The sequence below is a fragment of the Streptomyces sp. CC0208 genome, assembly GCF_003443735.1.
GTDB classification, from domain to species: domain Bacteria; phylum Actinomycetota; class Actinomycetes; order Streptomycetales; family Streptomycetaceae; genus Streptomyces; species Streptomyces sviceus.
This window is the reverse complement of record NZ_CP031969.1, coordinates 6,931,222-6,948,456: the sequence shown is the minus strand read 5'-3', so window position 1 is coordinate 6,948,456 and position 17,235 is coordinate 6,931,222. Positions and strand designations below refer to the sequence as shown.

The 17,235-nt window shown below is 71.1% G+C and carries 15 protein-coding genes and 1 pseudogene; 6 read left to right on the top strand and 10 right to left on the bottom strand.

The annotated features are described in order from the left end of the window. Positions 1 to 72 precede the first annotated feature (72 nt). Positions 73 to 714, bottom strand: a complete 642-nt coding sequence (locus tag D1369_RS31915; protein ID WP_007381077.1) for a response regulator transcription factor — start codon at positions 712 to 714, stop codon at positions 73 to 75. Beyond that, positions 707 to 1,852 carry a GAF domain-containing sensor histidine kinase gene (locus tag D1369_RS31910; RefSeq protein WP_007381078.1) on the bottom strand — a complete coding sequence of 382 codons (1,146 nt, stop codon included), beginning with the start codon at positions 1,850 to 1,852 and terminating at the stop codon, positions 707 to 709. The genes D1369_RS31915 and D1369_RS31910 overlap by 8 nt, the downstream gene beginning before the upstream one ends. A gap of 186 nt (positions 1,853 to 2,038) precedes the next feature. Here D1369_RS31910 and D1369_RS31905 point away from each other — a divergent pair, with 186 nt between their 5' ends. From D1369_RS31905 to D1369_RS31895, 3 genes are all read left to right on the top strand, one after another. After that, positions 2,039 to 2,734 carry an SDR family NAD(P)-dependent oxidoreductase gene (locus tag D1369_RS31905; RefSeq protein WP_037903184.1) on the top strand — a complete coding sequence of 232 codons (696 nt, stop codon included), beginning with the start codon at positions 2,039 to 2,041 and terminating at the stop codon, positions 2,732 to 2,734. Next, positions 2,731 to 3,807, top strand: a complete 1,077-nt coding sequence (locus tag D1369_RS31900; RefSeq protein ID WP_007381080.1) for an S-adenosylmethionine:tRNA ribosyltransferase-isomerase — start codon at positions 2,731 to 2,733, stop codon at positions 3,805 to 3,807. The genes D1369_RS31905 and D1369_RS31900 overlap by 4 nt, the downstream gene beginning before the upstream one ends. A 299-nt stretch (positions 3,808 to 4,106) precedes the next feature. Further along, complete coding sequence (locus tag D1369_RS31895) at positions 4,107 to 4,865, top strand: transglycosylase SLT domain-containing protein (RefSeq protein WP_007381081.1); 759 nt, start codon at positions 4,107 to 4,109, stop codon at positions 4,863 to 4,865. A gap of 75 nt (positions 4,866 to 4,940) precedes the next feature. Here D1369_RS31895 and D1369_RS31890 read toward each other — a convergent pair whose 3' ends face one another. Further along, entirely contained in the window at positions 4,941 to 7,565 is a 2,625-nt protein-coding gene (locus D1369_RS31890; protein WP_007381082.1) for an FHA domain-containing protein, read from the bottom strand. Between the two features lie 239 nt (positions 7,566 to 7,804). Between D1369_RS31890 and D1369_RS43460 the strand changes: the two are divergent. Beyond that, positions 7,805 to 9,238: pseudogene (locus D1369_RS43460) on the top strand (streptophobe family protein); the annotation flags it as partial. A 1,340-nt stretch (positions 9,239 to 10,578) separates the two neighbouring features. Beyond that, on the top strand, positions 10,579 to 11,793 hold the full coding sequence (serB, locus tag D1369_RS31880) for a phosphoserine phosphatase SerB (RefSeq protein ID WP_118082747.1): 1,215 nt from the start codon (positions 10,579 to 10,581) through the stop codon (positions 11,791 to 11,793). Between the two features lie 101 nt (positions 11,794 to 11,894). Here serB and D1369_RS31875 read toward each other — a convergent pair whose 3' ends face one another. The 4 genes from D1369_RS31875 to D1369_RS31860 form a co-directional block, all read right to left on the bottom strand. Further along, positions 11,895 to 12,413 carry a histidine phosphatase family protein gene (locus tag D1369_RS31875; RefSeq protein ID WP_007381085.1) on the bottom strand — a complete coding sequence of 173 codons (519 nt, stop codon included), beginning with the start codon at positions 12,411 to 12,413 and terminating at the stop codon, positions 11,895 to 11,897. Between the two features lie 65 nt (positions 12,414 to 12,478). Then, a complete protein-coding gene (locus D1369_RS31870) occupies positions 12,479 to 12,685 on the bottom strand; it encodes a hypothetical protein (protein WP_007381086.1) in 207 nt (68 codons plus the stop codon). A 174-nt stretch (positions 12,686 to 12,859) separates the two neighbouring features. After that, entirely contained in the window at positions 12,860 to 12,976 is a 117-nt protein-coding gene (locus D1369_RS44610) for an SGM_5486 family transporter-associated protein (RefSeq protein WP_086023195.1), read from the bottom strand. Positions 12,977 to 13,024: 48 nt separating this feature from the next. Next, entirely contained in the window at positions 13,025 to 14,374 is a 1,350-nt protein-coding gene (locus tag D1369_RS31860) for a CynX/NimT family MFS transporter (RefSeq protein WP_037899498.1), read from the bottom strand. A gap of 70 nt (positions 14,375 to 14,444) precedes the next feature. Between D1369_RS31860 and D1369_RS31855 the strand changes: the two genes are divergently transcribed. Next, positions 14,445 to 15,140: a FadR/GntR family transcriptional regulator gene (locus tag D1369_RS31855; RefSeq protein ID WP_007381088.1), complete on the top strand. Its 696-nt coding sequence runs from the start codon at positions 14,445 to 14,447 to the stop codon at positions 15,138 to 15,140. Here D1369_RS31855 and D1369_RS31850 read toward each other — a convergent pair. The 3 genes from D1369_RS31850 to fabG all read right to left on the bottom strand — a co-directional run bounded on the left by D1369_RS31850 (position 15,115) and on the right by fabG (position 17,114). After that, complete coding sequence (locus D1369_RS31850; protein WP_007381089.1) at positions 15,115 to 15,468, bottom strand: hypothetical protein; 354 nt, start codon at positions 15,466 to 15,468, stop codon at positions 15,115 to 15,117. The two genes, D1369_RS31855 and D1369_RS31850, sit on opposite strands and share 26 nt — an antisense overlap. Before the next feature lie 153 nt (positions 15,469 to 15,621). Then, positions 15,622 to 16,389 carry an enoyl-ACP reductase FabI gene (gene fabI, locus D1369_RS31845; protein WP_007381090.1) on the bottom strand — a complete coding sequence of 256 codons (768 nt, stop codon included), beginning with the start codon at positions 16,387 to 16,389 and terminating at the stop codon, positions 15,622 to 15,624. A 5-nt stretch (positions 16,390 to 16,394) separates the two neighbouring features. Beyond that, positions 16,395 to 17,114, bottom strand: coding sequence for a 3-oxoacyl-[acyl-carrier-protein] reductase (gene fabG, locus D1369_RS31840; RefSeq protein ID WP_007381091.1), 720 nt, complete (start codon positions 17,112 to 17,114; stop codon positions 16,395 to 16,397). Positions 17,115 to 17,235: the final 121 nt, after the last annotated feature.

The following is a 17,235-nucleotide window of genomic DNA, read 5'->3' as shown; positions in this document are numbered from 1 at the left end:
GGGGGACATTCCCACGACGGTATGAATCTCACTCCGGAGCGGAACCCTCCGTATTGCCGTGCACCCGAGGGATCAACCGGCCAATCCGTGACGAACCGCCCACAGTGCCGCCTGTGTCCGGTCTGCCAGGTCGAGTTTCATCAGGATGTTCGAGACGTGCGTCTTGACGGTCTTCTCGGAGAGGACCAGCGCGCGGGCGATCTCCCGGTTGGAGCGGCCGTCCGCGATCAGTCCGAGCACCTCGCGCTCCCGCTCGGTGAGCGAACCGCCTCTGCCCTGGCCGGAGTTGTTCTCCTCCTGGGACAACAGGACGCCCGCGACCTCGGGTTGGAGCAGGATGTGCCCGGCGTGCACGGAGCGGATGGCGCCGGCGAGGGCGTCGGGGTCGATGTCCTTGTAGACGTAACCGGCGGCGCCCGCGCGCAGGGCCGGGACCATTGTGCGCTGTTCGGTGAAGCTGGTGACGATCAGCACGCGCGCGGGGTTGTTCAGTTCGCGCAGTTTGCGCAGGGCGTCGATGCCGTCCATGCCCGGCATCTTGACGTCCATGAGGACGACGTCGGGCTTCAGTTCCTCGGCGCGCGCGACGCCCTCGGCGCCGTCGGCGGCCTCGCCCACGACCGCTATGTCGTCCTGCACTTCGAGGAAGGTGCGCAGTCCCCGGCGGACGACCTGGTGGTCGTCGACGAGCAGGACCTTGATCGCGTCAGCCACCGGGGACCTCCATCTCGATCGTGGTGCCCTTGCCGGGCGCCGATTCCACGGTCAGCGTGCCGCCGACCCCGCTGGTGCGGTCCCGCATGGAGACCAGGCCGAGGTGGCGTCCCGCGCGGCGGATCGCCTTCGGTTCGAAGCCGCAGCCGTCGTCCGTGACGCGCAGGACGGCTCCGCTGCCGCGCCGGTCCAGGGTGACGTCGACATGCTCTGCTCCCGAGTGCCGCAGCGCGTTGTGCAGGGCCTCCTGGGCGACGCGGAGCATGGCCTCCTCCTGGGCGGCCGGCAGTGCGCGGAAGTTACGGGCGGCGAAGGTCACGCGCGCGGTGTGGGCGCGGTCCAGGACGTGGATCTGGGTGCGCAGGGTGGCGGTGAGGCCGTCCTCGTCCAGGGCGGCGGGGCGCAACTCGACGACTGCGGCGCGCAGTTCGTCGGCGGCCTCGGCGGCGAGCACGGCCACCTGGTGCAGTTCGCCCTTGGCGCGGGAGGGGTCGCGGTCGACGAGGGCGGCTGCGGCCTGGGCGGTCAGGCGCAGGGAGAAGAGCTTCTGGCTGACCGCGTCGTGCAGTTCGTGGGCCAGGCGGGAGCGCTCCTCGGCGATCGTGAGCTCGCGGCTGCGTTCGTAGAGGCGGGCGTTGGTGAGGGCGATCGCGGCGTGCTGGGCGAGGATCGAGAGGAGTTCCTCGTCCTCCTCGGTGAAGCCACAACTTCCTTCAGGCTTGGGGCAGTTCTTGTTGGCGAGGAACAAGGCGCCGATGACCTCGTCGCCGTCGCGGATCGGCAGGCCCAGGAAGTCGACCAGGTCGGGGTGGGCGGACGGCCAGCCCTCGAAGCGGGGGTCCTTGCGGACATCGGCCAGGCGCTCGGGTGTGGCCTCGTGGAGCATCGCGGCGAGGATGCCGTGCTGGCGCGGGAGCGGGCCGATGGCCTTCCACTGCTCGTCGCTGACACCGTCGACCACGAACTGGGCGAAGCCGCCGTGGTCGTCCGGGACGCCGAGGGCGGCGTACTGCGCGTCGAGCAGTTCGCGGGCCGAGGCGACGATCGTCTTGAGGACGTCACGCACTTCCAGGTGCCTGCTCATGGCCAGGAGCGCGGAACTCACCGCGGCGAGGCCGGACCGGGGGCCTTGACTCATGCCCTCAGAGTACGGGCGGGGTGTGACAGCGCGGATCGGACCTGTGACGGCTCCCGGCTAGGGCGGGCGACCTAGGGCGAAGGGCCTCACCGCTTTGCGGCCCGCGTCCGAGGCGGCCGGGTCGGCCCCGTTCCTACGTTGGGGGCACGCCGATCAGGAGGCGTGGAGGACGAGGGGACGTGTGTCATGCCGGTAGCGATCATCACGGGGGCCTCGAAGGGGCTGGGGCGGGCGCTCGCCGAGGCGCTGGCCGCGCGGGGCTGGGACCTGGTGCTCGACGCGAGGACGGCGGAGGTCCTGAAGGAGACGGCGGCCGCGCTCGCCGGGCACGGGACCCGGGTGACGGCGGTGCCCGGTGACGTCACGGATCCGGCGCACCGCTCCGAGCTGGTGGCGGCGGCCCGGAAACTCGGTGGCGTCGATCTGCTGGTGAACAACGCGAGCGCGCTGGGCGCCGAGCCGCTGACGCGCCTCGAGGGGCTGCCTCTGGACGGGCTGCGCCGCGCACTGGAGGTGAACGTCGTGGCCGCGCTGGGCCTGGTCCAGGGGGCCCTGCCGCTGTTGCGGGCCTCGGAGGCCGGCACGGTGATCGCGGTCAGTTCGGACGCCGTCGCCGAGGCCTATGAGACGTGGGGCGGCTACGGGGCGTCGAAGGCCGCCCTGGACCACCTCACGGCGGTGCTGGGCGAGGAGGAGCCGCGGCTGCGGGTGTGGGCCGTCGATCCCGGGGACATGGCGACGGACCTGTACGCGGCGGCCGTACCGGACGACCAGGACCCGCGGCCGGAGCCGGCGAGTGTGGTGCCGGCGTTTCTGCGGCTGCTGGACGAGCGGCCGGTGAGCGGGCGGTACGGGGCTCCGTCGCTGCTGGAGGGGCGATGACACTCGCTGTGCACGTACCGGAGGAGTTGTCGGCGCGGGTGCCCGCCGAGCAGCGTGGACCCGGGCTCGACCGGGACGCCGTACGGCTGCTGGTGTCGCGGAGCACCGAGGTGTCGCACCACGCCTTCGGGGAGCTTCCTCGGCTGCTGCGGGCCGGGGACCTGCTCGTCGTGAACACCTCCCCCACGCTGGCCGCGGCCGTCGACGGTCGGATCCGGCACGCGCGTGTGGTGGTGCACTTCTCCACACGCGGGGACGACGGTCGGTGGGCGGTGGAGCTGCGGGATCCCGACGGTAGGGGCACCACGCGTGCGCGGGCGGGCGGGCCCGCGGGGACGGAGGTACGGCTGCCCGGGGGCGGGCGGCTGATCCTGGAGGAGGCGGTGAGCGGGCGGCTGTGGTGGGCCCGGGTGTGCGGCGGGGAGGTCCTGGGACTGCTGCGGGAGCACGGGCGGCCCATTCGCTACTCCTACACGGAGCGGGACCAGCCGTTGTCCGTCTACCAGACGGTGTTCGCGCTGCCGTCGCCCGACGGAGCGGGCAGCGCGGAGATGCCCAGTGCCGCGCGACCCTTCACCGCGCGGCTGGTGGCGGAGCTGGTGAGCCGGGGTGTGCAGTTCGCGCCGGTCACGCTGCACACGGGGGTGGCCTCGGCCGAGGCGCACGAGCCGCCGTATCCCGAGCGGTTCTCGGTGCCGGAGGCCTCCGCGCGGCTGATCAACGCTGCGAAGGCCGGGGACGGCCGGGTCGTCGCCGTCGGCACGACGGCCGTGCGGGCCGTGGAGTCGGCGGCCGGGGCCGACGGGGTCGTACGCGCGCGTGCGGGGTGGACGGATCTCGTCGTGACCCCGGAGCGCGGGGTGCGGGTGGTGGACGGGCTGCTGACCGGGCTGCACGAGCCGGAGGCCTCACATCTGCTGATGCTGGAGGCGGTCGCGGGGCGGGCGGCGATCGACCGCGGGTACGAGGAGGCGCTGCGCCGGAACTACCTGTGGCACGAGTTCGGGGACGTGCATCTCCTCCTGCCACAGGAGGGCCCTCACGCAGAGCATTGCGGCCGCAACTACCGGTGAGGCGGCTGTGCACTCGATGTGAGGCCGCACATAGGGCGCAGATCACGTACTAACCGAAATAGGAGAAAAGACCCTCACGCATGAGCGGGGCAGACGTTCCGGTCTGTCCCGTTTTGCCCTCCCCCGGTCCACTATCCGGGGTCGTACGTCACACCTTTGCCGGGTGGTTTTGCGCCAGCTAAGAATGGCCAACGTCGCTCAGCGCCGCGGGTTCCCCCCGCGGCGTTTGTGCCGGAAGCACCCGTGTCCGACGCCGGACAGCGAGCGACCTCCGCGCTATTCGAAGAGGTCCATCCCGCATGCCCAAGATTCCTTTCACCCGTGGTCATAGTCGTGCGCTGACGAAGCGCCACAAGATCGCCGTCGCCGGAGTCGCGACGCTCGGTGCCGCCGCCATCGCCTTCAGCGCGGTTCCTGGCAACGCAGAGACCACGACGTCCGAGGCGGCCACCTACTCGGCCCCCGTGAAGTACTCCTCCGAGCAGCTCAAGGGCCTCCAGTCGGACGTCAGCGAGCAGCTCGCCGCCAAGGCTCTGCAGGGCAAGGCCGCCGAGGCGAAGGCGAAGGCAGAGGCTGCGGCGAAGGCGAAGGCCAAGGCCAAGGCCGCGACCGCCGCGAAGAAGAAGGCCGCCGCGGCCGCCGCCGCCAAGAAGGCCGCGCACGCCCGCAAGGCCAAGGAGGCCGCGAGCCGGGCCGCGCACCGCGCCAAGCTCAAGCGCGCGGTACACCGGAGCTACGCCAACAACCTGGACGGCTGGATCAAGCAGTCCCTGGACATCATGAAGTCCAAGGGCATCCCGGGCAGCTACAACGGTCTGTACCGCAACATCATGCGGGAGTCCTCGGGCAACCCGAACGCGATCAACAACTGGGACATCAACGCCATCAACGGCATCCCCTCGAAGGGGCTGCTCCAGGTCATCCCGCCGACGTTCCAGGCGTACCACGTCGCGGGCACGTCCTGGAACATCTACGACCCGGTCGCCAACATCACCGCCGCCGCGAACTACGCGGCCCACAGGTACGGCTCGATGGACAACGTGAACAGCGCGTACTGAGGTCGCGCGGACCTCTCGTACGCACAAGGGCGGCACCCTGTCGGGGTGCCGCCCTTCGCCGTCGTACAGCAGTGATCACTTGCGCATGACCTCGGGCTCGTGACGGCGCAGGAAGCGGGAGACGAGGAATCCGCAGACGACGCCGATGGCGATGAGGGCGATCATGTTGAGGCCCCAGGTGCTGACCGCGTGGTTCCACAGCGGGTCGGTCGTGTCGCCCGGTTTGACGGGCGGGTTGACCTTGTTGAAGTCCAAGGTGGCGCCCGCGGCGGCGACCGCCCAGCGTGACGGCATCAGATACGAGAGCTCGTTGACACCGAGGGTGCCGTGCAGGGGGAACAGGCAGCCGGTGAAGACGACCTGGACGATCGCGAACATGACCAGCAGCGGCATGGTCTTCTCGGACGTCTTCACGAGGGCGGAGATGATCAGCCCGAACATCATCGAGGTGAACCCGAGCCCCATGATCGGCAGGCAGAGTTCCGCGAGGGTGGCGTTGCCGAGGACCAGCCCTTCCTTCGGCAGTCCGCGGCTGGCGAAGCCGATGAGGCCGACCATCAGCCCTTGCAGGATGGTGATCACGCCCAGTACGACCACCTTGGACATCAGGTACGCCGAGCGGGACAGGCCGGTGGCGCGCTCCCGCTCGTAGATCACCCGTTCCTTGATCAGCTCGCGGACGGAGTTGGCCGCGCCGGCGAAGCAGGCGCCGACCGCGAGGATCAGCAGGACGGTGGTGGCCGTGCTGTTCGGCTCGGGAAGCCTGGTCCTGGGGTCGATCGGCTTGGGCAGCAGGTTGTCGCCGAAGTCGATGAGCAGGCTCACCGAGCCGAGGACGAGCGGCAGGATCACCGTCAGGGCCAGAAAGCCCTTGTCGGACGCGATGACCGAGACATAGCGGCGCACGAGTGTGCCGAACTGGCCCGTCCAACGCTGCGGCTTCGGCGGCTTCATGCCCTGCATCGGAGGCATCTGTACGGACTGCGGGGCAACGGCGTCTATGTCCGCGGCGTACATCTGGTAGTGCTGCGAGCCCTTCCAGCGTCCGGCCCAGTCGTAGTCGCGGTAGTTCTCGAAGGCGGAGAAGACGTCGGCCCAGGTGTCGTAGCCGAAGAAGTTCAGCGCCTCCTCGGGCGGCCCGAAGTAGGCGACCGCGCCACCAGGAGCCATGACGAGCAGCTTGTCGCACAGGGCCAGCTCGGCCACGGAATGGGTGACGACGAGGACCGTACGGCCGTCGTCGGCGAGGCCGCGCAGCAGTTGCATGACATCGCGGTCCATGCCCGGGTCGAGGCCGGAGGTCGGCTCGTCGAGGAAGATCAGGGACGGCTTGGTCAGCAGCTCCAGGGCCACGGAGACGCGCTTGCGCTGGCCGCCGGAGAGGGCGGTGACCTTCTTCTCCCGGTGGATGTCGAGCTTCAGCTCGCGCAGCACCTCGTCTATGCGGTGCTCGCGCTCCTCGCTCGTGGTGTCGGCGGGGAAGCGGAGCTTGGCCGCGTACTTGAGGGCCTTCTTGACGGTCAGCTCCTTGTGCAGGATGTCGTCCTGCGGGACCAGACCGATGCGCTGGCGCAGCTCGGCGAACTGCTTGTAGAGGTTGCGGTTGTCGTAGAGGACGTCGCCCTGGTTGGCCGGCCGGTAGCCGGTGAGTGCCTTGAGCAGCGTCGACTTGCCGGAACCGGACGGTCCGATGACCGCGATCAGGGACTTCTCCGGCACCCCGAAGGAGACGTCCTTGAGGATCTGCTTGCCGCCGTCGACCGTGACGGTCAGGTGGCGGGCGGAGAAGGAGACCTCGCCGGTGTCGACGAACTCCTCCAGGCGGTCGCCGACGATCCGGAACGTGGAGTGGCCGACGCCGACGATGTCGCTCGGGCCGAGCAGCGTGGAGCCGCCCTTGGGGATCGGCTGGCCATTGACGTAGGTGCCGTTGTGGGAGCCCAGGTCGCGGATCTCCATGCGGCCGTCGGGCATCGAGTGGAACTCGGCGTGGTTGCGGGAGACCTGGAGGTCGGAGACGACCAGGTCGTTCTCCAGGGCACGGCCGATGCGCATGATGCGGCCGATGGTGAACTGGTGGAACGTGGTCGGACTGCGGTCGCCGTAGACCGGCGGCGCGCCCGCGCCGACACCCCCGTCGGCCCCGGGGCCCTGCTGCTGCGGGATCTTCTGCGGCGGCTGGTGCGAGTACGGATGCGAGTGCGGCTGCGGCTGCGGCTGCTGCCGGGGCTGCGGTTGCGGCCAGCCGGACGGGGCGGCCTGTGATGAGGCCTGGTGCGGGGCCTGGTGCGGGGCCTGTTGTGGTGTCTGTTGTGGGGCCTGGTGCGGGGTCTGCTGGGCCCAGCTCGGGTTCGCGCTCTGCGCGGCGTACGGCTGCTGCCTGGGCTGCGGCTGTACATCCGAGGCCGCGGTGCCGGAGAGGCTCAGCAGCGGGCCGTCGCTCGCGTTGCCCAGGTGGACCGCCGCGCCGGGGCCGATCTCCGTCTCGTGGATCCGCTGGCCCCGCACGAACGTGCCGTTGGTGCTGCCGTGGTCCTGGAGGACCCAACTGCGCCCGCTCCAGCTGATCGTGGCGTGACGCCAGGACACCCTGGCGTCGTCGAACACGATGTCCCCCTGCGGATCGCGTCCAAGGCTGTACGACCTGGACGGATCGAGCGTCCAGGTACGTCCATTTGCTTCCAGTACGAGTTCCGGCACTCCAAGCCCCACTGAGTAGTCCCCCGCATTGCCCCCGTCACAGGGAGTGTAGGGATGTCGAACATCGTCGGGAACTCTTTCAGGATCCCCCTCATGACCGAAAGTCGAGCCCCGAGAACACCACGTTCGCGCGCTTCGGCCGGTTCCGTTGACGGGGTTGAAACCGACCCGGAGAGTGGGTAATCCACGCGAGGGGGACAAGCGCGGTCTCGGCCGCGCCGCGGATCGGGGGGTCTGCCATGAGTGCGTCCAGGGGCGTCGAGACCACGAAGCACGGCGTGCGGCTGCCGTGGGGAGACATCCTGCTGTCCGCCATAGCCGCCGTGAGCTGGGCGTTGATCGGGATGGCGGGTGCGGCCGCGCTCGGACTGCATCTGCTGGAGGCCGATTCCGCGGCCTCGCTGGGCCCGATGACCGCGGCTGTTGTGGCCCTTGCGGCGGGTGGTTCGGTGACTCCCTCCGGTGATGTGTCCGCGTTCGGGCTGACGGGGGCGCAGGCGGCGACCGCCATCGAGATCACGCCACTGGGTGTCAGCCTGGTCGGTGCGGTGCTTTTGTCCTGGTTCTTCCTACGGTCCCTGCGGGGGGCCGGGGCGGTGATCGCGCCGTCCGAACTCCTCGCGCGCGCGAGCTCGGTGGTCGTCCTGTTCACGGTGATGATGGGCGGGCTGGCCTGGGCGGGGCACGACGTCATCACGATCGACGGGGGTGCACTGGGGCTCGACAAGCTGCCCGGCGGGGGCGGGGGCGGCGGTCTCGACATCCCCGGGCTGGGGGACGTCGGGGACATCGGTGGCCTGCTGCCGGACCGGATCGGCAACCTCATCGACGCGAAGGCCGCGGTCGGCTTCACGGTGGACACCGCACCGACGCTGCTCGGCGGGCTCGGCTGGTCGGCCGGGATCCTGCTGATCGCGCTGCTGGCGTCCCGTCGTACGCCGCTGCCGCGCGGCTGGGAGGCGGTGCACCGCGTCGTACGGCCGGCCGTCTCCGCCCTCGTGACGGTGCTGCTGGTCGCGGTGGCCGCGGGGCTCTCGGCGGCGGCGTACGCGGCGATCGGCGACGACCACCCCAAGCGGATCGCCGGAGCGGCGCTGCTCGGGGCGCCGAACGGGGTGTGGCTGGGGATCCCTGTCGGCCTGTTCGTCCCCTTCGACGGCCGGGCGACGGGCGTCCTGACGAACTTCCTCCCGGACCCCCTCGACCGGCTGCTCGACTCGGACTCCGACCAGTCGATGACATTGGGGCACCTGGCGGAACTGGACGGGCGGGTGTGGCTGCTGGGGGTGGGGGCGGCGCTGATGATGCTGTTGGCGGGGGTGCTCACCGCTGTGCGGACGCCGGTGGGGGTGAGTGACGAGGGCGCACGGGATCCGGGAGCCCTCGGTTTCGCGGGCCGGTGCGCGGTGCGGCTGGGCATCGCGACCGCGTTGGCCTTGCCGCTGCTCGCCTGGCTGACGGAGGTGTCGGTGGACGCCTCGCTGTCGGTGCTGGGGTTCGACGCGTTCGGCGCTGGGGTCCGGCTTCGGGGTCAGCTCGGCATGGCGGTGCTGCTCGGCGCGCTGTGGGGAGCGGGGGCGGGCGCCGCGGGGGCGCTGCTGGCGAGGGCGACGGGGGCGGCGGGGTCTCGGGCGGCGGGGTTGGCACTGGGTGACTCGGCGGGGGGTCTGGGTGCGGGTTCTGGTGTGGGGGCTGGGGCGGGCGCTCCTTACGGGGGTGGGGCGAGCGCTCCTTACGGGGGCGGGGCTGGTGCGGGCGCGGGAGGGGCCGGGACGCGTTGGGGGGAAGCCGGGGGTGAGCCGGGGGCTTCTGGGGGCGGGCCAGGGAGGTACGAGGGGACGGGCGGCTCGTACGACGACGTGTCGAGGTCCTACGAGGGCGGGGCGCTGTCCTATGAGGAGGGTGCGGCTGCGGAGTACGGCGGTGAGGCCGGGCTCTATCGCAGTGGACCGGGGGCCGATCGCGGCGGGTCACCGCTCTACGAGGGGGGTGCGGCCGGACCGTACGGCGCCCAGGCGGGGCCACACCGCGGCGGCCCCGGAACCGACCAAGGCGGAGCACAGCCCAACGACAAAAGCGCAGCCGGACCGTACGGCGCCCAGGCAGGACCACACCGCGGCGGGCCAGGGGTCGATCGAGGTGAAGCGGGAGCGCAGGCCGATCAGGGCAGGGCCTACCCCGGTCAGGCAGGGTGGCCCGGGTGGGAGGCGCAGCCGCAAAGCGGCGAGGCCGGGGTGCAAGGCGGTGGAACCGCGCCGCGCGATGGTGAGGCGGGGTCGCAGAGCGCCGAGGCCGGCACATCTCGCGGCGAGACCGGGCCGTACGTGCCTGGTGCGCCTTATCGCCCGCCCAATCCGGCCACCAACCCGTACCTGCGGGTCCCGGACGAGCTGCGGGGGCCCGAGGACGCGCGGCCCGCCGGCGACGGTGGGCCAGTGCCGGGGGCTGAGGGCGATCGGCCGGGCCGTCGTCGGGGAGAACAGGGACCGGCAAATTCGGGAGAGGGCAGCGGTGGGCGGCCTCAAGACACGGTGCAGCCTCCTGAGGAGAGCGCTCGGCCTACGGCGGGACCGCGTCGGCCTGACGGTTCGCCGCCGCCCGACAACGACAACGTCTACGGCGCCCCGACGATGGCCCGACCGATCGACCAGCCCCCTCGTTCACCGCGCCGACCCCCCGGGCAGCGGCCCGGCGCCCGACGCTCCGGGGACGAGGGCCCGCAGTCGCCACCACCGCCTCCTCCCCCGCCCCCGCCGCCACCGCCCCCCGGGAAGCCGAAGGGACGGCGCTGACCGGCACACACCCGTACGACGACGCCGTGCATGCAGGGCCCCCGGCGACGCCACCCCAGCACAAAGCCCCCGCACAAAGCCCCCCCCCCCGCAGTGCGCCTGTGTCCCGCCCGTATCCCGCCCGTAAAGACCTCGCCACCCGCTCGACACCCACTGTTCCGTGTCCGTCAGACGGACCGCGGGAGCGGAAGGCACTGGGTGCCGGATACGGTGGAGGCACCATGAGCGCTGAGCAGACCTCGTTCTCCGACGTCCCCACCCTTCTCGTCAAGATCTTCGGGAAGGACAGGCCGGGCATCACGGCCGGCCTCTTCGACACCCTCGCCGCCTACTCCGTCGACGTGGTCGACATCGAGCAGGTCGTCACGCGTGGCCGAATGGTGCTGTGCGCGCTCGTGACCGCGCCGCCCCGCGCACTGGAGGGCGATCTGCGGGCGACCGTCCACAGCTGGGCCGAGTCGATCAAGATGCAGGCGGAGATCATCTCCGGTCTCGGCGACAACCGGCCGCGAGGGCTGGGGCGTTCCCTGGTCACCGTGCTCGGGCACCCGCTCACCGCGGAGGCCACCGCCGCGATCGCCGCCAAGATCGCCAAGGCGGGCGGCAACATCGACCGTATCTTCCGGCTGGCCAAGTATCCGGTGACCGCCGTCGAGTTCGCGGTGTCCGGCGTGGAGACCGAGCCCCTGCGCACCGCCCTGGTGACGGACGCCGGCAAGCTCGGCGTGGACGTTGCCGTCGTGGCCGCCGGTCTGCACCGCAGGGCCCAGCGGCTCGTCGTCATGGACGTGGACTCCACGCTCATCCAGGACGAGGTGATCGAACTCTTCGCCGCGCACGCCGGCTGCGAGGACGAGGTCGCCGAGGTGACCGCGGCAGCGATGCGCGGCGAACTGGACTTCGAGCAGTCGCTGCACGCACGCGTGGCCCTGCTGGGGGGGCTGGACGCCTCGGTCGTCGACAAGGTGCGTTCCGAGGTGCGGCTGACGCCGGGCGCGCGGACCCTGATCCGTACGCTGAAGCGGCTCGGCTTCCAAGTCGGTGTCGTCTCGGGCGGGTTCACCCAGGTCACCGACGACCTCAAGGACCGGCTGGGGCTGGACTTCGCCCAGGCGAACACCCTGGAGATCGTCGACGGGAAGCTGACGGGCCGGGTCACCGGGGAGATCGTGGACCGCGCGGGCAAGGCGCGACTGCTGCGCCGGTTCGCCGCCGAGGCGGGGGTGCCGCTGTCCCAGACGGTGGCGATCGGTGACGGCGCCAATGACCTGGACATGCTCAACGCGGCCGGGCTCGGCGTCGCCTTCAACGCCAAGCCGGTGGTGCGGGAGGCCGCGCACACCGCGGTGAACGTGCCCTTCCTCGACACCGTGCTGTATCTGCTGGGCATCACCCGCGAAGAGGTCGAGGCGGCGGACGCGCACGAGGAGGACTGACCTCCGGACGACGGATCGGCAGGGGCCCGGCACCGTGGTGGTGCCGGGCCCCTGCCGTGTCTCGCGCCAGTGGGAGGGCGTGTCGCCGTCAGTCGTCGCCGTCAGTCGGACGGCGCCCAGTAGTCGACGAGGGTGGCCGTGCCGGGCTCCAGGGCCTTCCAGGGGCCGCTGAACGACAGGACGGCGAAGGCGGCGGCCGGGAAGCCGCGGCCGCTCATCCGCTGGCGGGCGTCCCCCTCGGCGGCGCCCGCGAGGACGTCGGCGAGGCCCTGCACGCCCGGGTTGTGGCCGATCAGGACGGCGTTCTGCACGTCGTCCGGAGTCTCGTTCAGCACGGCGATCAGCTCACCGGGAGAGGCCTCATAGATCCGCTCCTCGTAGACCGTTTTCGGCCGGTGCGGGAATTCCTGCACAGCGAGCTTCCAGGTCTCACGGGTCCGGGTCGCGGTGGAGCAGAGGGCCAGGTCGAGGGGGATGGCGGAGTCGACCAGCCGTCGCCCGGCTTCCGCTGCATCTTTTCGCCCCCGGTCGGCGAGCGGCCGCTCGTGGTCGGTCACCTCGGGCCAGTCGGCTTTCGCATGCCGGAAAAGGACAATCCTGCGGGGATCTGCGACGCTCATAGGATCCAGCTTCGCATGAAACAGGCCATGGGGCGCAGGGAGTTGACGGGCGGCTTTGCGGGTGCTCAGCGGGCTATGAGCTGCTGTACGCGCTCCAGGAACTGGGTGACGAGGGGGTCGCCGGAGGCCGCGTGCGCGTCGGCGGGATTGAGGATGAGGGCCAGGAGCACCACGAAGGCGAGCGTCGGCATTGCGAGGGCCCACCAGGGCAGCCGGATGTCGACGCCGCCCCGGGACGCCGGGTGGGGCGGGGTCTGCGTAGGGGCCGACATGAGTGCCTCCGCGGGTCTTCGAGTCCCGTGATCCGCTTCTCGCGGTCACATCTCGAAGGTACGGAACCGGCGGCCCTCAACCCATCCGGTGATCCACCCAGTTGACCCTGACACTCACCCCCTAGGGGATGTGGGGTTAACCCCACCACAGGGTCGGGGAGCTGGTGAGCGGGATCAGGGCGAGGCGATCGTCGCGATGATCGCGATGATGACGAAGATGGCGAAGAACGAGCCGAAGACCAGCAGCATCTTCTTCTGGCCGTTCTGGGGATTCGGGTCGAGCACTGGCATACGGCCAGTCTCGCACCCCGGTCTCTTACCAAGGCTGCCAGGGTGGCCTCAGCGGGCCGCCTCCTCCTCCACCGTGCGGTCGCGGCCCGCGAGGACCCCGACCGCCATCTGCGGGATCATCAGGCCGATCATGAGCGCGATCGGCAGGCCCCAGCCGCCGCTGTGCTGGTAGAGCACGCCCACCAGGAGCGGTCCCGGGATGGAGATCAGATAGCCGGTGCTCTGCGCGAACGCGGACAGCTGGGCGACGCCCGCGCCGGTCCTGGCACGCATCCCGACCATGGTGAGGGCCAGCGGGAAGGCGCAGTTGGAGACACCGAGCAGGACGGCCCAGGCCCAGGCTCCGGCGGCGGGAGCGAGGTAGAGGCCCGCGTATCCGGCGAGACCGCAGACGCCGAGCGCGAGCACGATCGGGCCCTGGTGCGGCAGCCGGGTGGCCACGCGCGGGATGACGAAGGCCAGCGGGACGCCCATCACCATCGTGACGGCCAGCAGCAGCCCGGCGGTGCCCGCGGGCACGCCCGCGTCCCGGAAGATCTGCGCCATCCAGCCCATGGTGATGTAGGCGGCGGTGGCCTGGAGCCCGAAGAAGACGGCGAGCGCCCAGGCGGTCCGGCTCCGGGTGATCCGCAGCGCGGGCGGCTCCACGCGCGCGTGTACGTGCCGGACGGGCCCGGCGCCCTGCACACGCGTGTGTACGCTCCGGGCCACCTTCGACTCCGCAGAGGCCGGCCCCCCGTCCCGTACGAGCGGAATCCACGGCAGTACGGCCGCCGCGGCCAGGCCCGCCCACACCGCGAGCCCGGACTGCCAGCTGCCGCCCAGCGCCTCGGTCACCGGTACGGTCACGGCGGCCGCCGCCGAGGTACCGAGGGCCAGGGCCATCGAGTACAGGCCGGTCATGGAGCCCACCCGGTCCGGGAACCAGCGCTTGACGATGACCGGCATCAGGACGTTGCTGACGGCGATGCCCATGAGGGCGAGGGCGCTGGCGGCCAGGAAGCCCGCCGTGGAGCCCGTGTACGGCCGTATGAGCAGGCCCGTCGTGATGGCGACCATGCCGGCGCACACCACCGCGCCCGCGCCGAAACGGCGGGCCAGACGCGGGGCCATGACGCCGAAGACGGCGAAGCACAGCGGGGGCACCGAGGTGAGCAGGCCGGCCACGCTGCCGCTCATGCCGAGTCCGTCGCGCACCTCTTCGAGGAGGGCGCCGAGGCTGGTGATGGCGGGGCGGAGGTTGAGGGCGGACAGCACGATGCCGACGACGACCAGGCGCACCGCCCACGCGCGCGGGGCGGGCGCCAGGGGCCCTCCCCCCTCGGGCGGGGTGGCGGAACTGCGGGTGCTCATGGACTTCGCTGTCCGGGTTTCCTCACGGGCCATGACACCCATCATAGAATCATAGGATGATTGGTTGTCCATCCCCGGGTCGTCCGATGCCGTCCCGCCCGTGCGAAGGTGTGCCATGCCCCTGAGCCATCCCCGCCGCTCGGCGCTGTCCGAGCAGGTCATCGCCGCGCTGCGCAACCAGATCACCTCGGGCGAGTGGCCGGTCGGCTCCCGGATCCCGACGGAGCCCGAGCTGGTCGAGCAGCTCGGGGTCGCCCGCAACACCGTCCGCGAGGCCGTCCGCGCGCTCGCGCACAACGGCCTGCTCGACATCCGCCAGGGCTCGGGAACATACGTCGTGGCGACCAGTGAGCTGGCGGGCGTGATGCACCGCAGGTTCGCCGACGCGGACCCACGGCACGTCGCCGAGCTGCGCTCCACCCTGGAGTCGTCCGCGGCGCGGCTGGCCGCCGAGCGGCGTACCGAGAAGGACCTCAAGCAGCTCGACGTGCTCCTGGTGCGGCGCGAGGAGGCCTGGCAGTCGGGCGACGCGGAGGCCTTCGTGACGGCGGACGCCACCTTCCACCTGGCCGTGGTGGCCGCCTCGCACAACGACGTGATGACCAAGGTGTACGCGGACCTCGGCGAGGTGCTGCGCGACTGGCTGCGCGAGGACGTCGGCGAGGAGCTGACGCCGGAGACGTACATGGACCACACCCGGCTCGTCGACGCGATCCGCGCGGGCGACGCGGCCGCGGCCGCCGAGGAGGCGGCCGGCTACCCCTTCGTGTGCCGTCCGGGACGGTTCAGCGCGCCAGCTTCCGGTGGCTGACCCACACCGAGCGGACCTCTTTCCAGCACCGGCCCGTCAGCCGCACGGTCTGCGCGGGTCCGGCCTCGACCTCGGCGCCGTCGGTGTCGAGGTCCCACCAGCGGTCGCACTCGATGTGCAGGCGCACGCCGTCGGTGCGGGGATAGGGGTTGTGGCAGTAGGTGGTCACACGGGAGCCGGTGACCTTGCTGCGGCAGGAGGCACCGAACAGCTCCGAAGCGGTGGCTGCGGGCTCCTGCACGCGGGTCTGCGACATCGCTTCGTACGACAGGGACCCCACGAGACAGACGGCTGCGGTCACTGAGGCCAGACTGCGGGACAGGCGCACAAGGGGACCTCCTCGGCCGTGCTGGGGAGGGAATCGCAAGGTGAACGCGTAATCCAGGGTGCCCAGTTGCCGGCCGTGCGCGCCCGGCCTGGTAGGCCGAACGGGGGACGCCCCGCTCCCTGGGGGAACGGGGCGTCGACGAGGTGGGGGAGCTCAGGCTCCGATGGCGTGCAGCCCGCCGTCCACGTGGATGATCTCGCCCGTGGTCTTCGGGAACCAGTCGCTCAGCAGGGCGACGATGCCCTTGCCAGCCGGCTCCGGGTCCTTGAGGTCCCACTCCAGCGGCGAGCGGTTGTCCCACACGGCGGCCAGGTCGCTGAAGCCCGGGATGGACTTGGCGGCCATGGAGGCGAGCGGGCCCGCGGAGATGAGGTTGCAGCGGATGTTCTGCTTGCCCAGGTCACGGGCGACGTAGCGGCTGGTGGCCTCCAGGGCGGCCTTGGCGGGGCCCATCCAGTCGTACTGCGGCCAGGCGTACTGCGCGTCGAAGGTGAGGCCGACGACCGAGCCGCCGTTCTGCATCAGCGGCAGGCACGCCATGGTGAGCGACTTCAGGGAGTACGCCGAGACGTGCATGGCCGTGGCCACGGACTCGAACGGCGTGTTCAGGAAGTTGCCGCCGAGCGCGTCCTGCGGCGCGAAGCCGATGGAGTGCACGACGCCGTCGAGGCCGCCGAGCTCCTCGCCGACGAGGTCGGCCAGCCGGCCGAGGTGCTCGTCGTTGGTCACGTCGAGCTCGATGACCTTGGTGGGCTTGGGGAGCTTCTTGGCGATGCGCTCGGTCAGCGTGGGCCGCGGGAACGCGGTCAGGATGATCTCCGCGCCCTGCTCCTGGGCCAGCTTCGCGGCGTGGAACGCGATGGAGGACTCCATCAGCACACCGGTGATCAGGACGCGCTTTCCCTCGAGAATTCCGCTCATGGTGTTCAGTGACCCATTCCCAGTCCGCCGTCAACGGGAATGACGGCTCCAGTGATGTACGAGGCGTCGTCCGAGGCGAGGAACCGCACCGTCGCGGCGACCTCCTCGGGCTGCGCGTAACGACCGAGCGGCACCTGCTTCACGATGCCCTCACGCTGCTCGTCGGTGAGCGCCTTGGTCATGTCGGTGTCGACGAAGCCGGGCGCGACGACGTTGAAGGTGATGCTGCGCGAGCCCAGCTCACGGGCGAGCGAGCGGGCGAAGCCGACCAGGGCGGCCTTGGAGGCGGCGTAGTTGGCCTGGCCGGGGCCGCCGTAGAGGCCGACGACCGAGGAGATCAGGACGACCCGGCCCTTCTTGGCGCGCAGCATGCCGCGGTTGGCGCGCTTGACCACGCGGAAGGTGCCGGTGAGGTTGGTGTCGACGACCGAGGTGAAGTCCTCCTCGGACATCCGCATCAGGAGCTGGTCCTTGGTGATGCCGGCGTTGGCGATCAGCACCTCGACCGGGCCGTGCTCGGCCTCGATCTCCTTGTAGGCCTGCTCCACCTGCTCGGTGTCGGTGATGTCGCACTTGACGGCCAGGCAGCCCAATTCGGTCAGGGCGGCCGGCGGCTCCCCCGAGCGGTATGTGATGGCGACCTTGTCGCCGGCCTCGGCGAATGCGCGGGCGATGGCGAGGCCGATGCCCCGGTTGCCTCCGGTGACGAGAACCGAGCGGCTCAACGGATCACCCTTTCCATAGGGGTCTGACACACCCGCCCGAACACCCTGGATGGCAGGCGGCTTCACCGAAAACCTATCGGGCCGCTCCCGCCGGAGGACATTCGGGCACCGACAGTGGCTT

What these genes read in the sequence shown, in the direction of transcription:
- fabI (WP_007381090.1), bottom strand. Translation starts at nt 16,389, where the DNA reads ATGAGCGGAATTCTCGAGGGAAAGCGCGTCCTGATCACCGGTGTGCTG.
- serB (WP_118082747.1), top strand. Translation starts at nt 10,579, where the DNA reads ATGAGCGCTGAGCAGACCTCGTTCTCCGACGTCCCCACCCTTCTCGTC.
- D1369_RS31905 (WP_037903184.1), top strand. Translation starts at nt 2,039, where the DNA reads ATGCCGGTAGCGATCATCACGGGGGCCTCGAAGGGGCTGGGGCGGGCG.
- D1369_RS44610 (WP_086023195.1), bottom strand. Translation starts at nt 12,976, where the DNA reads ATGCCAGTGCTCGACCCGAATCCCCAGAACGGCCAGAAGAAGATGCTG.
- D1369_RS31855 (WP_007381088.1), top strand. Translation starts at nt 14,445, where the DNA reads ATGCCCCTGAGCCATCCCCGCCGCTCGGCGCTGTCCGAGCAGGTCATC.
- D1369_RS31870 (WP_007381086.1), bottom strand. Translation starts at nt 12,685, where the DNA reads ATGTCGGCCCCTACGCAGACCCCGCCCCACCCGGCGTCCCGGGGCGGC.
- D1369_RS31875 (WP_007381085.1), bottom strand. Translation starts at nt 12,413, where the DNA reads ATGAGCGTCGCAGATCCCCGCAGGATTGTCCTTTTCCGGCATGCGAAA.
- D1369_RS31900 (WP_007381080.1), top strand. Translation starts at nt 2,731, where the DNA reads ATGACACTCGCTGTGCACGTACCGGAGGAGTTGTCGGCGCGGGTGCCC.
- D1369_RS31860 (WP_037899498.1), bottom strand. Translation starts at nt 14,374, where the DNA reads ATGATGGGTGTCATGGCCCGTGAGGAAACCCGGACAGCGAAGTCCATG.
- D1369_RS31910 (WP_007381078.1), bottom strand. Translation starts at nt 1,852, where the DNA reads ATGAGTCAAGGCCCCCGGTCCGGCCTCGCCGCGGTGAGTTCCGCGCTC.
- D1369_RS31895 (WP_007381081.1), top strand. Translation starts at nt 4,107, where the DNA reads ATGCCCAAGATTCCTTTCACCCGTGGTCATAGTCGTGCGCTGACGAAG.